Source organism: Xanthomonas fragariae (genome assembly GCF_017603965.1).
GTDB classification, from domain to species: domain Bacteria; phylum Pseudomonadota; class Gammaproteobacteria; order Xanthomonadales; family Xanthomonadaceae; genus Xanthomonas; species Xanthomonas fragariae_A.
The window spans coordinates 924,621-938,534 of record NZ_CP071955.1; the positions used below are offsets into that span (position 1 = coordinate 924,621).

10 protein-coding genes and 3 pseudogenes are annotated in these 13,914 nt (G+C 62.9%); 10 read left to right on the top strand and 3 right to left on the bottom strand.

The features are described from left to right. Window position 1 precedes the first annotated feature (1 nt). From J5I97_RS04350 to J5I97_RS04380, 7 genes are all read left to right on the top strand, one after another. Entirely contained in the window at window positions 2-463 is a 462-nt protein-coding gene (locus J5I97_RS04350) for a DUF4381 domain-containing protein (RefSeq protein WP_208591551.1), read from the top strand. Continuing rightward, on the top strand, window positions 460-1,467 hold the full coding sequence (locus tag J5I97_RS04355; protein WP_208589316.1) for a vWA domain-containing protein: 1,008 nt from the start codon (window positions 460-462) through the stop codon (window positions 1,465-1,467). The genes J5I97_RS04350 and J5I97_RS04355 overlap by 4 nt, the downstream gene beginning before the upstream one ends. Beyond that, a complete protein-coding gene (locus J5I97_RS04360) occupies window positions 1,464-3,302 on the top strand; it encodes a tetratricopeptide repeat protein (RefSeq protein WP_208589317.1) in 1,839 nt (612 codons plus the stop codon). The genes J5I97_RS04355 and J5I97_RS04360 overlap by 4 nt, the downstream gene beginning before the upstream one ends. Further along, window positions 3,299-5,038: a BatD family protein gene (locus J5I97_RS04365; protein WP_208589318.1), complete on the top strand. Its 1,740-nt coding sequence runs from the start codon at window positions 3,299-3,301 to the stop codon at window positions 5,036-5,038. Before J5I97_RS04360 ends, J5I97_RS04365 begins: the two co-directional genes overlap by 4 nt. Window positions 5,039-5,325: 287 nt before the next feature. After that, window positions 5,326-6,606 (top strand): dicarboxylate/amino acid:cation symporter, encoded by a 1,281-nt coding sequence (locus J5I97_RS04370; protein WP_208589319.1) that lies wholly within the window; start codon window positions 5,326-5,328, stop codon window positions 6,604-6,606. 206 nt (window positions 6,607-6,812) lie between these two features. Continuing rightward, entirely contained in the window at window positions 6,813-8,813 is a 2,001-nt protein-coding gene (gene tkt / locus J5I97_RS04375) for a transketolase (protein ID WP_208589320.1), read from the top strand. Window positions 8,814-8,963: 150 nt separating this feature from the next. Then, window positions 8,964-9,164 carry a hypothetical protein gene (locus J5I97_RS04380; protein ID WP_208591864.1) on the top strand — a complete coding sequence of 67 codons (201 nt, stop codon included), beginning with the start codon at window positions 8,964-8,966 and terminating at the stop codon, window positions 9,162-9,164. Between the two features lie 101 nt (window positions 9,165-9,265). On the opposite strand, the gene J5I97_RS04385 is transcribed toward J5I97_RS04380, so the two are convergent. From J5I97_RS04385 to J5I97_RS19775, 3 genes and pseudogenes are all read right to left on the bottom strand, one after another. Next, window positions 9,266-9,979, bottom strand: coding sequence for a M23 family metallopeptidase (locus J5I97_RS04385; RefSeq protein WP_208589321.1), 714 nt, complete (start codon window positions 9,977-9,979; stop codon window positions 9,266-9,268). 2 nt (window positions 9,980-9,981) lie between these two features. Next, entirely contained in the window at window positions 9,982-10,956 is a 975-nt protein-coding gene (locus J5I97_RS04390) for a L,D-transpeptidase family protein (RefSeq protein ID WP_208589322.1), read from the bottom strand. A 331-nt stretch (window positions 10,957-11,287) separates the two neighbouring features. Continuing rightward, a pseudogene (locus J5I97_RS19775) lies at window positions 11,288-11,561 on the bottom strand (TonB-dependent receptor); the annotation flags it as partial. A 62-nt stretch (window positions 11,562-11,623) separates the two neighbouring features. On the opposite strand from J5I97_RS19775, the gene J5I97_RS04395 reads away from it, so the two are divergent. The 3 genes and pseudogenes from J5I97_RS04395 (at window position 11,624) to J5I97_RS04405 (ending at window position 13,836) form a co-directional block, all read left to right on the top strand. Next, window positions 11,624-11,989, top strand: a complete 366-nt coding sequence (locus tag J5I97_RS04395; protein WP_208589323.1) for a BlaI/MecI/CopY family transcriptional regulator — start codon at window positions 11,624-11,626, stop codon at window positions 11,987-11,989. Then, a pseudogene (locus J5I97_RS04400) lies at window positions 11,979-13,279 on the top strand (TonB family protein). Before J5I97_RS04395 ends, J5I97_RS04400 begins: the two are co-directional and overlap by 11 nt. Beyond that, window positions 13,276-13,836 (top strand): annotated as a pseudogene (locus J5I97_RS04405) (hypothetical protein). Before J5I97_RS04400 ends, J5I97_RS04405 begins: the two co-directional pseudogenes overlap by 4 nt. Window positions 13,837-13,914 lie beyond the last annotated feature (78 nt).

The window sequence follows — 13,914 nt, forward strand, 5'->3', positions numbered from 1 at the left end:
GGTGGTACCGCAATCGCTGCCTTTGCGTGATGTCCACCTGCCGCCGTCGCCATCGTGGTGGCCACTGGCGCTTGGCTGGTGGTTGGTGATCGCTGCAGTCGTGCTGGTGCTTGGTGCCGCATGGTTCTGGTGGTGGCGCCGCCGCCGTCAGCAACGCCGCTGGTTGGAAGCATTCGATGCCGAACTGCAGAGCGCAACAACACCTGCACAGCGCTTGGCGAGGTTGTCGGTGCTGTTGCGGCGGGCGGCTCGTACTGTCGATGCGCAAGCCGATCGACTGCAAGGCGAGGCTTGGTTGCAGTTTCTGGATGGACGTAACAGCAAGGGCCATACGTTTTCGCAGGGTCCGGGCCGGGCAGTCCTGGACGGCGGTTTTCAACGCACACCGGTCGTTGCCGACCTGGATGCGGTACAAGTGCTGGCGCGGCAGCGCTTCGTGAGTCTCATGCGGGGCCAGCGATGAACTGGCTGCAGTGGTCGCAATGGCAGGATGCGTTTGCGCACTGTGGATGGCCGTGGGCGTGGTGGTTGATGCCACTGCCGTTGCTGATGTGGTTCTGGCCGCAGCGCAGCGCCGATGCACCCGCGCTACGCGTGCCGTATGCGGATCAGTTGCATGCGGTTGCGCGGGCGCAACGCGTGCCTGCACTGCGCATGCCGCGCTGGCTTGCATGGTTGGGGTGGTTTCTGTTGTGCGCGGCGCTTGCGCGTCCGCAACAATTAGGCGAAGTGATTCAGCCGCCGCGCGAGGCGCGACAGATGATGCTGGCGGTAGATCTGTCCGGCAGCATGAGCGAGCCGGACATGGTGCTCGGCGGCAATGTGGTGGATCGGCTGACGGCCGCCAAAGCGGTGTTATCAGACTTTCTGGATCGGCGCGATGGCGATCGCGTCGGCCTGCTGGTGTTCGGCCAGCGCGCTTATGCACTGACACCGTTAACCGTAGACCTGACCTCTGTGCGCGACCAATTGGCCGATAGCGTGGTGGGGCTGGCCGGGCGCGAAACCGCGATTGGCGATGCGATCGCGTTGTCGGTCAAACGTCTGCGCGAGCAGAAGCAGGGGCAACGCGTGGTGGTATTGCTCACCGACGGCGTCAACACAGCAGGCGTGCTCAATCCGTTGAAGGCTGCCGAACTTGCCAAGGCCGAAGGTGTGCGTGTGCATACGATCGCGTTCGGCGGCAGTGGGAGTCATGTGTTGTTCGGCGTGCCGATTCCGGCAGGTGGCAACGACGATATCGATGAAGACGGGCTGCGCAAGATTGCCGAGCAGACCGGCGGGCGCTTCTTCCGCGCCCGCGACACCGAAGAGCTGGCTGGCATCTACGCCGAGCTGGATCGGCTTGAACCGGTCAAGGGGCTCGGGCCATCGGTGCAACCGCGCGTGGAGCGTTATTACTGGCCATTGGGCGCGGCGATCATCATTGCGCTGCTGGCCTATGTGTTGCCGCGGAGATGGCGATGAACGCGCCGACTGAGCTGACAGGCTCGTTGCAGTCGTTCCATCTGCTGCGTCCGACGTTGCTATGGGCGCTGCTTGTGATCGTGCCGGCAGCGGTGCTGTGGCAATGGCGTCGACGCGATGCGCAAGTGTGGCGGCAGAATGTGGATGCGCATCTGTTGCCCAAGTTGCTGGTCGCCGGTGGCCGGCGTGGCTGGCTGGGGTTCGTGCTGGCGGCGCTGACGTATGCGCTGGCGGTGGTGGCGATGAGCGGACCGAGCTGGCGGCAGACCGAGCGACCGGTGTATCACTCCAGCATGCCCTTGGTCGTAGTGCTGGACTTGTCGTCCAGTATCAACGCGACCGATTTGCCGCCATCGCGCCTGCTGCAGGCGCGTGCCAAATTGGCCACGCTTTTGCGCAAGCGCGCCGGTGGCGAAGTTGCGTTGTTGGTCTATGCCGGCGAAAGCTTCACTGTTGCGCCGCTCACCGAAGACACCGCCAATGTAGCGTTGTTTCTGGATGCACTGTCGCCATCGGTGATGCCGGTGGACGGCAAGCGTGCCGATACCGCCATCGATGCGGCGACCCAGCTGTTGCTGCAAGCAGGCTTCAAGCAGGGCGCTATTTTGTTGGTGAGCGATAGCGCGGATCGGTCGGCCGAAAGTTCCGCACGGCTGGCGCACTCGCGTGGGTTCAAGGTGTCTGCGCTCGGTGTGGGTGGCGAGCGCGGGGCTGCCTATCGCAAGACGAGCGGCGAGATAACGCAGGCGAAACTGGATGAAGGCAGTCTGCGCGATCTGGCCGGGCAGGGCGGTGGCCGCTATGCGCGCATTGCGGCCGACGATTCGGATCTGCGTGCACTGGGGGTGCTCGATCTTTCGCAACAGCCGTTGGCAGATGAAACGGCAGAGTCCAACGGCGGCAAAACCTGGTTGGACGAAGGCTATTGGCTGCTGCTGCCGGTGATGCTGCTGGCGCTACTGGCGTTTCGACGACGCGCGGTCTTGGCGGTACTGGCATTGGTGTGCGTGTTACCGCTTTCCCCGCCGGCACACGCTGCCGATGGCACCTTGTGGCAGCGCGCCGATCAGGTGCAGCAACAACGCTTGGATGCCGGCGTGCAGGCCTATCGCAAAGGCGATTTCGCGGCGGCGCAGAGGGCCTTTGAAGGTGTGCCGACCGATGAGGGCTTGTACAACCTCGGCAACGCGTTGGCGCGACAGGGCCAGTACGACGAGGCGATTGCGGCCTACGACCGTGCGCTGAAGCAACATCCCAATCAGCCCGATGCGATCGCCAATCGTGCGGCGGTCGACGCTGCGCGCAAGCGCCAGCAGCAAAACAATAAAGACGGCAAAGGCCAATCCAACGATCAGAACAAATCTGGTCGGAACAAACCCGGCCAAGGTCAGTCCAAGCAGAACAAGCAGGACGATCAAACGTCCGGCCAAGATGGGCAGAACAAGCAGGACACGCAAGGCAAGCAGGACGGCAAGGATCCGCCATCGGACTCGAAGACGCCGCAGGACGGAAAGTCGCAAGACCAACAGTCCAAAAATGGGCAAGGCGAGCAGAGCAAGCAGGACGCGCAGCCGCAGTCGTCCGATGTAAAAGCGCAGCAACAGGCCGACGCCGCGCAGCGGCAAAAGATGCAGCAAGCCATGGCGCAGGCCGGCGACAAGCGTGCGGATGCAAACGGCAAGCAGGAAGCCGCCCCCTCAAGCGAGACGCCCGAACAACGCGCGCAGCGCCAGGCAGTGGATGCGTGGCTGCGGCGGGTGCCGGATGATCCAGGCAGCTTGCTGCGAACCAAATTCAGGCTCGAACACGAACGCAGGCAACGGGACGAACGATGATCGGCACACACCACTTGCGCCGCGCGGTGATTGGCATGTTGACCAGCGTGGTGCTGCTTATCTGCGCACCGGTGGGTGCGGTAACGCGCGCGTGGTTGGATCGCGACAGCGCCAATACAGGCGACGTGGTCACGTTGAATATCGAGACCGATCAACGGGGTGTCGATCCGGATTACACGCCGCTACGCAACGACTTTGCGCTGGGTGCCAAGAGCGCCAATCAACAGATGCAGGTGACCAACGGCTCGGTGGCCCTGCGCGCATTGTTCGGTGTGGTGTTGACGCCGCGAAAGAGCGGCGAGCTGACCGTGCCGGCGATACGCGTCGGCAATGAACGTACCGAGCCACTACGGCTGCAGGTGGTCGCATCGGCAAACGCTGCCGGCAGCGACAATGGCGCCGTCAGCGGGCCGACAGCGGCGCAGGGCAACCAAGAGGCCTTTGTCGAAACGCAGGTGGACGACCCGCAGCCCTACGTGCAGCAGAGCGTGGGTGTGGTGGTGCGATTGTACCTGGCTACCCAGCTGGCGTCTGGTGAACTGGATCTGGAGGCGCCCGATGGTGCATCGATGCAACGCGTTGGTGATGACGTCAGCTCGGTCAGGCTGATCAATAATCGCCAGTACAACGTGGTGGAGCGGCGCTATCTGCTGGTACCTGAGCGCAGTGGTCGTCTGGTGCTGCCCTCTGCGCGTTTCAGTGGCCGTTCGGTCGGCGGGTTTTTCGACGATTACTTCGGTCGCGGCAATGGCGAGCTGAGTGCGCGCAGCGCCAGCATTCCGTTGCAGGTGCGCGCGCAACCTACCAACGCGCCACAGCCATGGTTGCCGCTGCGTCGCCTGCAGTTGCGCTATACCGCCACGCCGCAGCGCGCGACTGCCGGTGAAGCGGCGCAGATCGTGGTGGAAGCTGACGCACTCGGTGCCACGCAGGCGCAGTTCCCGGAATTGCCGACCCCGAGCGTACCCGATGCGCAGGTGTTCGCTGAGCCGGCGCAGTACGAAGAACGTTTCGTTGACGGCTCGCCACAGCTGCGGCTGACCCGGCGTTATTCGATCGTGCCCAACCGCGCCGGCCCGTTGGTGGTGCCCGGCTTGCAGGTGGCGTGGTGGGATGTCGGCGCGGCGGCGGCAAAGACCGCGTCGTTGCCGGATCTCACATTGGATGTGGCTGCGGGCAGCGGCGCCTTTGCGACGCCTGCGCCGGCACCAGCTGCGATGCCGTCAGCCAATCACGCTGCGCCAGCTCCGGCGGCCAGCATGCTCAGCCTGCAACAACCGTCGGCCGCGCAACGGCCGTGGGGTTGGATCGCGGCGGCGATCGGTTTTGCGCTGTTGTGGATCGTCACGCTGGTGTGGGCTTTGCTGCGGCCACGCGGCGGTTCGCCCGGTGCGCCGGTGATCAATGGCGGTGATGTGCCTGCGCCCGGCCGGCGCGCGACCCATGGCATGGCCGAGTTGCGGCGCGCGCTCGATACCGGCGGCATGGATGATGTGGCCGCCGTGCTGTGCGGCATGGCAGGTGTTGCCGATATCGACAGCGTGCTGGCGGCGTTGGCAGATCCGGCGCAGCGGGCAGCGGTGGCGCAGATGCAGCGCGCCCGTTGGGGTAGCGATGGCGACGTGACAGGCGCGCGTGCGGCATTGCGCGAGGCCTTCGCCAATGGGCCGCGCTGGCGACACACCACAGCTGCGGAGCCGGAGGTGCTGGCGCCGCTGTATCCGCCAGCGCCTTGAGTGGCTGCGCTGCATCAGCGGCGCTCCGACTGGCTTGCAAAGTACGGTAAGCAACTGACGGATAGTCGCCGACGGCGCGCGCTCAGCATTGCAAGGTCTAGCACACGTTGCTCCGAGCGTCGCAGTCCCGTAGTCGGTAAATTTGTTACCAGCTCCAAGTCCTACCTCACTTCGCGCCTAGGGCATACCTATCGATTGGCAGGTGCGCTGCGGCAGGCCGGGGAGATTGCTGCGGCGATGGCATTTGTTAAGCTACAGTCTTTGTGTCCAGATCGAGGCTCGACCAGATGACTGCACCACCAGCCACCCATCGCCCGGGCCTGTCCCTTCATTGGAAGATGGGCATTGGTTTCGCCCTCGGCCTATTGTTGGGTCTGACCGTCTACTACCTGGCCGGCAGCGACGCCGACTGGGTGCACGTGGTGACCAAGTACATCACCACGCCGTTCTCGCAGATTTTCCTCAATCTGATCTTCATGCTGATCGTGCCGCTGCTGTTTTCGGCGCTGGTAGTGGGCATTTCCGAAATGGGCGACATTCGCGCGCTCGGCCGCGTGGGTTGGCGCACCTTGGGCTACACCGTCGTGCTGTCGAGTGTGGCGGTATTGCTTGGCCTGGTGCTGGTCAACGTATTACGCCCTGGGGTGGGCGTAGATCCGCAACTGGCCAACCAGTTGATCCAGGAAAACACCGAGCGTACCCGCGAGATCATTTCCAGCTCCGGCACCCAGCCGCAGGGCATGGACATGTTGTTGTCGATCGTGCCGAGCAATGTGATTGCCGCGGCGTCCAGCAACGGCGCGATCCTGTCGCTGATGTTCTTCGCGGTGATGTTCGGTGTGGGCATAGTGCTCACCGACGATGAAAAGGTCGCCACGCTCAAGGGCGGCATCGAGGGTATCTTCGAAATCTCGATGACCTTGATCGGCCTTGTAATTCGCCTCGCGCCCTATGCGGTGGCGTGTTTCATGTTCAATCTGGCTGCGCTGTTCGGATTCGACCTGCTGATTCGCCTAGGCGCCTACGTCGGTGTAGTAGTGCTCGCGCTGGGTCTGCACATGGTGGTCACTTACGGGCTGGCGGTGAAGTTCGCCGGGCGCTCGCCGATCAGCTTCTTCAAGCAGAGCCAAGAGGCCACCATGATGGCGTTCTCCACGGCCTCCAGTAACGCGACCCTGCCGACCGCTCTGCGCGTGGCCGATGAGATGGGCCTGCCGCCGCGCGTGTCGCGCTTCGTGCTGACCGTGGGCGCTACGGCCAACCAGAACGGCACGGCATTGTTCGAAGGCGTGACGGTGATCTTCCTTGCGCAGTTTTTCAACGTGGACCTGAGTATCGGCCAGCAATTCATGGTGATGTTGGTCTGCATCCTGGGCGGCATCGGCACCGCTGGCGTGCCCTCCGGCTCGCTGCCGGTGGTAGCGCTGATTTGCGCGATGGTCGGCGTCAACCCGGTTGGCATCGGCATGATCCTGGGCGTCAATCACTTTCTGGATATGTGCCGCACCGCGTTGAACGTGACGGGTGATCTGGTGTTGACGACGTTGGTGGTCAAGGGCGAGGAATAGGGAAAATCGGGAGTGGGCAATCGCTAAAGCGGGCTATTGCGATCGGCAGCTGTGATGTGAGCTCTGGCGATCGCAATCGTGGCTGCTTTGGGGCAGTGGCGTCATCGACCAACTGGCGACACTGCATCCGGTTCCTCATTCCCGCCGCCCCATTCCGCTAACACGCTCTGTGGGAGAATAGGCGGCTCCTCTTCCCATAGACGTCCATGACCCAGCCCACCCGTCGCCAGCTGGCCAACGCCATCCGTTTTCTCGCCGCCGATGCGGTCGAAGCCGCCAAGTCCGGCCATCCCGGTATGCCCATGGGAATGGCCGATATCGCCGAAGTGCTGTGGAACGATTTCTTCCGCCATAACCCGAACAACCCGCAGTGGTTCAACCGCGACCGCTTCGTGCTGTCCAACGGGCATGGCTCAATGCTGCAGTACGCGCTGCTGCACCTGTCCGGTTACGACCTGCCGATCGAGCAGCTCAAGCAGTTCCGTCAGCTACACAGCAAGACCGCCGGTCACCCCGAGCGCAGCGAAACCCCCGGCGTAGAGACCACCACCGGTCCGCTCGGGCAGGGCTTTGCCAATGCAGTCGGTTTCGCGCTGGCCGAGAAGTTGCTGGCGCAGCGCTACAACCGCCCGGAGCTGCAGATCGTCGACCACCGCACCTGGGTGTTCATGGGCGACGGTTGCATGATGGAAGGCATTTCGCACGAAGCTGCGTCGCTGGCCGGTACCTGGGGCCTGGGCAAGCTGGTGGCGTTCTGGGACAACAACCAGATCTCCATCGACGGCAACACTGCCGGCTGGTTTAGCGACAACACGCCGGAGCGTTTCGAAGCGTACGGCTGGCACGTGATTGGCGATGTGGACGGACACGACGCCGAGAAGATCAAGGCCGCCATCGAAACCGCGCTGGACACCACCGACAAGCCCACCCTGATCTGCTGCCGCACCAAGATCGGGTTCGGCGCGCCGAGCAAGGCCGGCAAGGAATCCTCGCACGGCGCCCCGCTGGGCAAGGAAGAACTGGAAGGCGCACGCAAGGCGCTCGACTGGCCGTACGGCCCGTTCGAAATTCCCGAAGAGATCTACGCCGGCTGGCGCGCTAATGGCACCGGCACGTTGCGGCAGGCCGAGTGGGAGCAGCTGTTCGACAAGTACGGCAAGCAGTATTCGGCCGAAGCAGCCGAGCTGACCCGTCGTTCGCACGCTGAACTGCCGGCCGAGTTCATCGCCCAGGCCGATGCCTACATCGCCAAGGCGCAGCAAGATGGCCAGACCATCGCCTCGCGCAAAGCCTCGCAGCTGGCGATCGAAGCGTTCGCGCCGCTGCTGCCCGAACTGATCGGCGGTTCGGCCGATCTGGCGCATTCCAACCTGACCTTGTGGAAGGCCAGCAAGTCGGTAGCTACCGATGACCCGGATGCCAACTACGTGTATTACGGCGTGCGCGAGTTCGGCATGACCGCCATTGCCAATGGTCTGGCACTGCATGGCGGCTTCATTCCGTTCGATGCCACCTTCCTGGTGTTCAGCGATTACGCACGCAACGGCGTGCGCATGAGCGCGTTGAATCCGGCGCATGCCATCCATGTGTACACGCACGACTCGATCGGCCTGGGCGAAGACGGTCCGACCCATCAGCCGGTGGAGCACCTGGCCTCGCTGCGCTACATCCCCAACAACGATGTGTGGCGCCCTGGCGATGCGGTGGAGTCGGCAGTCAGCTGGAAAGCCGCCATCACCCGCAAGGACGGCCCGAGCTGCCTGGTGTTCAGTCGGCAGAACCTGCAACACCAGCCGCGCAGCGCCGAGCAACTCAAACTGATCGAACGTGGTGGTTATGTGCTGGCCGATGCCGAAGGCGGTACGCCGGACGTGATCCTGATCGCCACCGGTTCGGAAGTTGGCCTGGCGGTTGACGCCAAGAAGACTCTGGATGCGGCCGGTTTGAAGACGCGCGTGGTGTCGATGCCGTCCACCGATGTATTCGATCGCCAGGATGCGGCCTATCGCGAGTCTGTGTTGCCGAACGCGGTGCGCAAGCGCGTGGCGGTGGAAGCGGGCGTGACCGGCTTCTGGCGCAAGTACGTGGGCCTGGATGGCGATGTGGTCGGCATCGACACCTTCGGTGCCTCGGCGCCGGCCGATCAGTTGTATGCGTACTTCAAGATCACCGCCGAGCATGTGGTCGCGGCGGCCAAGGCGCTGTAACGCTTTGCGTCTTGAGTTAGAGAAAAAGCCGGCGAAAGCCGGCTTTTTTGTCGCGCGTGGTATTCAACGCGCGATGTGTCATCGTTCAACGCAGCGTTGTGCGTTGTGCGTGCTCGCATGGTCGGCCTGTATCAGGACGGCGAGTTGGACATGGACCGCTACAACCCGCGCAAGAAGATCGGCTCGTCGGTCATGGATGCCGACCTTACCGACAACACGTTGCCGAGCGTGGGCTACGAATATCAGAAAAAGTCCGCTGGTGTACGAAACCATTGCCGAAACGCGCGCAACGAATCCATGGTGTCCATCGATTGGTCGGCCATCTTGAACGGTGCAATCAGCGTGAGGTGATTTATGCGGCGTGCAAGCGTAATAGGCTTGCAACGGTCGGCCAGGGACCGCGCCGGCTACCTGCCGCAGTGTTATTTTGTGTGCATGACCGAGCCATCGCATCACTGCAAAGCTTGATCGCCATGCAACACGGGGTAAGGATTCAACACGTCGCCCTTCCACCAGTGTTTTTCTGGACCCAAGCGATGGATTTCGAAATGCAGATGCGGCGCCGCAGGATTCGCGTCGCCGGTACTGCCGACATAGCCAATGATCTGACCGCGCTTGATGGACTGTTTTTCAGCCAAGCCATCGGCGTAACGCTCTAGATGCGCATAGTAGTAGCAATATGTGCCATTCGGGTCGAACTGATACAGCGTCAAGCCTCCGCGTTCGCTGGTGAAGAGTTTCTCGACCGTGCCGTCCGCAACTGCCAGCACGGGTGTTCCTGACGGCGCAAGGATGTCGATGGCATCGTGCACGCGGCCTTCGCTGCGTGCGTCGGTGAAAGTGTCCTGCAACTGGCTGCTGCTGATCCCTTGCACCGGAATCAGCAGGCCGGTTTCTGAAACTGCGGTGTCGGCAGATGGCGCGGGCGTTGTTGTCACAGACGTGTCGATTGGAGCCGCATCGGTCGCGGGAGCTGAGACAGAGGCGGTAACCGCTGGTGCTGGTGCAGAAGATGCTGCCAGTTCAGCACGCGCGTCACGCTCTGTTGCCACAGGCGCAGTATTCGACGATGACGTGGTCTCTGCCTCCGGCACGCTATGTTTCAGCCACCAATAACCAGCTGCGCCCAGCAGCACACCCAATACCAACGTGATCAGCAGTTTCATGCTTACTCCTGCATGACCACCGGCACCGACGGGCCGACCACGCTGGCCAGGTTGACGACGTCCCAGTTGGTCAGGCGCACGCAACCATGCGATTCGGTCTTGCCGATACGGCCGGGCTCCGGGGTGCCATGCAGGCCGTAATGCGGCTTGGAAAGGTCAATCCACACGCGGCCGACCGGGTTGTTCGGGCCTGGTGGCAGCGTCGCTTTCTGATCGCCTTTTTTCGCATCCCAGAACAGCTTGGGGTTGTACTTGAACACCGGGGCGCGCGAGATGCCGAGGATCTTCCAGCGGCCGATCGGCAGTGGATCGTGCTTGCTGCCCGAAGACACCGGGAACTGCGCGTACAGCTTGCCGTCGGCATCGAACAGACGCAGCGTCGAGTCGGATTTGTCGATCACCAGTTTGGCCGGCTTGGCCAGTGGCGGGACACCGTCTATGTTCGGCACCTGGATCACGCTGCCGGCCTTGCTCAGGTCCACGCCGGGATTGAGTTGGCGCAGCAGTTCGGGGGCTGCATGGAAACGTTCGCCCAGTGCTTCGTCGACCGAGGTGTAGCCGAGCGAAGGCAATTTGGCCTGCTCTGCCGGGCCCTTGGGAATTGGCTGGAACGGGCCGGCGACGTCGGCATCGGTGAGGGTGTATTGCATCAATGCCGGCGTGGTGTCGGCTTGCAATGCCTGCCAAGTTGCGTCATCCAGCTCGCCGGTTACCTTGATCGTATGTGCGGCCTGAAACCCGGAAACAGCACGCTTTTGATTGGAGCCACGTTCGCCATCGATCTGCCCCGGCGAAAAATGCGCACGATCCAGCAATACCTGCGCATGCATGTCCGAACGTGGGCCGGTCGGCACGACGTTCGCGACGGGCACGGTTGCAGGTGCAGCGGCGGGCTGCGGCGCCTGCGCCAGTGCAGAGATCGAGGGGCCCAGTGCGAGGGCGAGCAAACAGGTGCGAGCGTAAGAGCGTGAAGACATGAGCAGGTCCGATGGATGCATGCGCATACCTTGCCCGATCGGCCTGCGTTTTCTTCGTGAAATGGCTGCACCCGGACTAACTGAGAGTGCGGTATCGATGCGGGGAATAAGTGATGGCGTGAGGTGTGGTTCCGCTTTGCGATCTCATACATGCGACACCGACACCGACACCGACACCGACACCGACACGGCGCGCGCGCGCGCGCTGTGCCGTGCACTTGTGCGTGGGCGATTTCATTGCATCGACCGACAACCGGTCACCTGCGTTCGGTCACCTGCGTTGCGCCTAAACGGTCGGCCGATGAAATCGGCGGCGATGTCAGCAGAAAGATTCGGCGTCGTCGGCTTTGCTCGGATGCAGATCGGGATTGAGCTTGGAGATGCCGACCACCTTGCTGGGTGTCGTCGCTGGAGTACACCGTTTCGCCGGAAATCAGGGCTGAAGGCCGGGCGTCTGAAACTGCGGTGCAGCCAGGTGCGGTACACGGTGAGGTCATCTGGACGATAGTTGATACGGACGTCCGGCAATACTTGTCCTTACGTGCTGCCGGTACCGATGAAACTGCTTCTGTGCTGCCATCGCAGCTGGATTGCCCGGAATCGGCGCAGCGACTTGGCAAGCATTCTGTTTACGGGCGTAATCGATAAAAATTACAGGCGTAATCGGATGTCGATCAGCGATGCGGAGACAGTGGTGATGCAAGTACTCTGGGACAGTGCGCCGTGCACGGCGGATGACGTTGTCGCCTCGTTGTCGCACACCGGTTGGGCCGATCCGACCATCAAGACTTTGCTCAATCGTCTGCTTACCAAGGGCGCCATCTCAGCCGAAAAGCAAGGCCGCAAGTACCACTATTGGCCATTGCTGCAACGCGACCAGTGGGTGCAACAACAGAGCGAAGGTTTGCTGCAACGGCTGTTCGGTGGACGAGTCGCGCCGCTGGTGGCGCACTTCAGCGAGCGCGGAAAACTCAACGCGTCCGATATTGCGGAATTGAAGCGGCTGCTCAAGGAGTTGGACGATGCGCCTTGATCCATTAGTGCTGCTGCAAGCCATGCTCTACATCACGGTCGCGTTGTTGGCGTGCTTGTTGCTGCGTCGTCCGCTGCGTGCCTGGCTGGGTGCAACGGCGGCGTATGCGATCTGGGCAAGCGTGCCGCTCGCGTTGGTGGCAGCCGCGCTGCCAGGCCGGCCGACAAGTGCAGCATTGCTGAAATTGCCCGCGCCGGTTGCCATGCCGCTTCCGCTCACCACGCACGACGGCGAACACGGATGGACGCAGTTCCTTGTGGCCGCGTGGCTTGCCGGGGCCGCAGTGATGGCGGTCGTTCTGTGGTGGCGTCAGCAGCGTTTCGTGCGCAGCATGGGGCCACTGCATGCGTTGGACAACGTGCTGTGGATAGCGACGCATGACGTCGGTCTGCCGGCAGCTTTGGGGATCTGGCGGCCGCGTATCGTGGTGCCGATGGATTTCAATGCGCGCTACACCGCTGGCGAGCGTGCCCTGATCTTGACGCACCAACGGCTGCATCTGCGCCGCGGCGACCTGCATGCCAATCTGCTGGCCGCACTGCTGCTCTGCATCGCTTGGTTCAACCCGCTGATGCACTTGGCATGGCGCGCGTTCCGGCTAGAGCAGGAACTGGCCTGCGATGCCGCGGTACTGGCGCGGTACCCCAGCAAGCGACGCGGCTATGCGACCACGATGCTCAAGTGCCAGCTTGGCAGTGGTTGGACCCCACTGGCCTGCCATTGGGTGTCGTCGCACATCCGTTGACGCAGCGCATTGCCGCATTGTGTGGTCCTGCGACGAATGTGCGGCGTGCCCGTTGGAAGATGGGCATGGTGCTGTCGCTGGCACTGATCGGGAGCGCCGCCTGCTGGGCCGTGCAGCCCTCGCGCATGGTTGCAACGGTGCGACCGACACTGGCGCCAGGCAACGCGCTGGATTTGGCTACGCTGCAACCGCCGAAATATCCACGCAATGCATTCGTTGCAGCGATCGAGGGCTTTGTCGAATTGCAGATCGAGGTGGACGTGCGAGGGGCGCCACAGCACATCGCTATTGTGCAAAGCCGGCCCGCCGGCGTGTTCGATCAGGCGGTGGTCGATGCAGCGCGCCAATGGCGTTTTAAACCTGCGCGTGTGGATGGCAAGGCGGTGACCTCCGCGGTCCGCGTGCCGGTCAGGTTCGAACTGGATGCTTCGGATGAAACGTCCGCATCCGCTGACGCCGGTGCAACGCGACCAGATGCCGCGCGGCCCGATCTTCTTGCTGGCTGCGCATCAGCACAGTGCGCGCCGCGTGGAGCCTTGCGATGAATCGCCGTCTGACATGCAGCGCAAGCGTGCTGCTCGTACTGAGTGGATGTGCCGCCCAACGCGTGCAGGAGCAGGAACTCAGCCAGCGCGAAGATTCGGTGGATCAGCACATGCTCACTTCGCAGTCTGGTGGAAATGGCGACGCATCCATCGAGCCCTACACACTGACGCCAACGCAGCGGTTCCGCGCCGGTATTGCCAGCCGATTCGCCACGGCAAACCTTGCCGCCGACCACCGTATGCGCCCATGTGATCGTCACGGCCGATGGCGCCGTGCAGTGCGTCGATCCCATGTCCGATCGCGACGAATGCGCAGCCGGGCTGCTGCCGGACAATGCCGATTTGGTGCAGGCGGTGCGCACCACGGTGCTGCAGTGGAGGTTTGTGCCGGCCGCGATGTGCACGTTTGCGCGAGGTGTCGCACAACCGGCGGCGCTGGACGATTGCACCGGCGCCGATAGCCAGGACCCGGTCCCGGTGACGCTGTCGTTCGCGTTCACCTTATGAAGTACGGCAAAGGCAAGGTAAGCGTGCGCACGGGCAAGGTCGCGCGATGACAAGCGATGCGTGCCGGCCAGCCCGCGCATGCAGCAAAGCGACCACACCAGCACTTGTGGCAGCCGACGCTGCGAACA

Bases quoted from the DNA above. Each gene is read 5' to 3' on its own strand.
- J5I97_RS04370 (WP_208589319.1), top strand. From the start codon at position 5,326: ATGACTGCACCACCAGCCACCCATCGCCCGGGCCTGTCCCTTCATTGG.
- J5I97_RS04360 (WP_208589317.1), top strand. From the start codon at position 1,464: ATGAACGCGCCGACTGAGCTGACAGGCTCGTTGCAGTCGTTCCATCTG.
- J5I97_RS04355 (WP_208589316.1), top strand. From the start codon at position 460: ATGAACTGGCTGCAGTGGTCGCAATGGCAGGATGCGTTTGCGCACTGT.
- J5I97_RS04395 (WP_208589323.1), top strand. From the start codon at position 11,624: ATGTCGATCAGCGATGCGGAGACAGTGGTGATGCAAGTACTCTGGGAC.
- J5I97_RS04380 (WP_208591864.1), top strand. From the start codon at position 8,964: ATGGACCGCTACAACCCGCGCAAGAAGATCGGCTCGTCGGTCATGGAT.
- J5I97_RS04385 (WP_208589321.1), bottom strand. From the start codon at position 9,979: ATGAAACTGCTGATCACGTTGGTATTGGGTGTGCTGCTGGGCGCAGCT.
- tkt (WP_208589320.1), top strand. From the start codon at position 6,813: ATGACCCAGCCCACCCGTCGCCAGCTGGCCAACGCCATCCGTTTTCTC.
- J5I97_RS04365 (WP_208589318.1), top strand. From the start codon at position 3,299: ATGATCGGCACACACCACTTGCGCCGCGCGGTGATTGGCATGTTGACC.
- J5I97_RS04390 (WP_208589322.1), bottom strand. From the start codon at position 10,956: ATGTCTTCACGCTCTTACGCTCGCACCTGTTTGCTCGCCCTCGCACTG.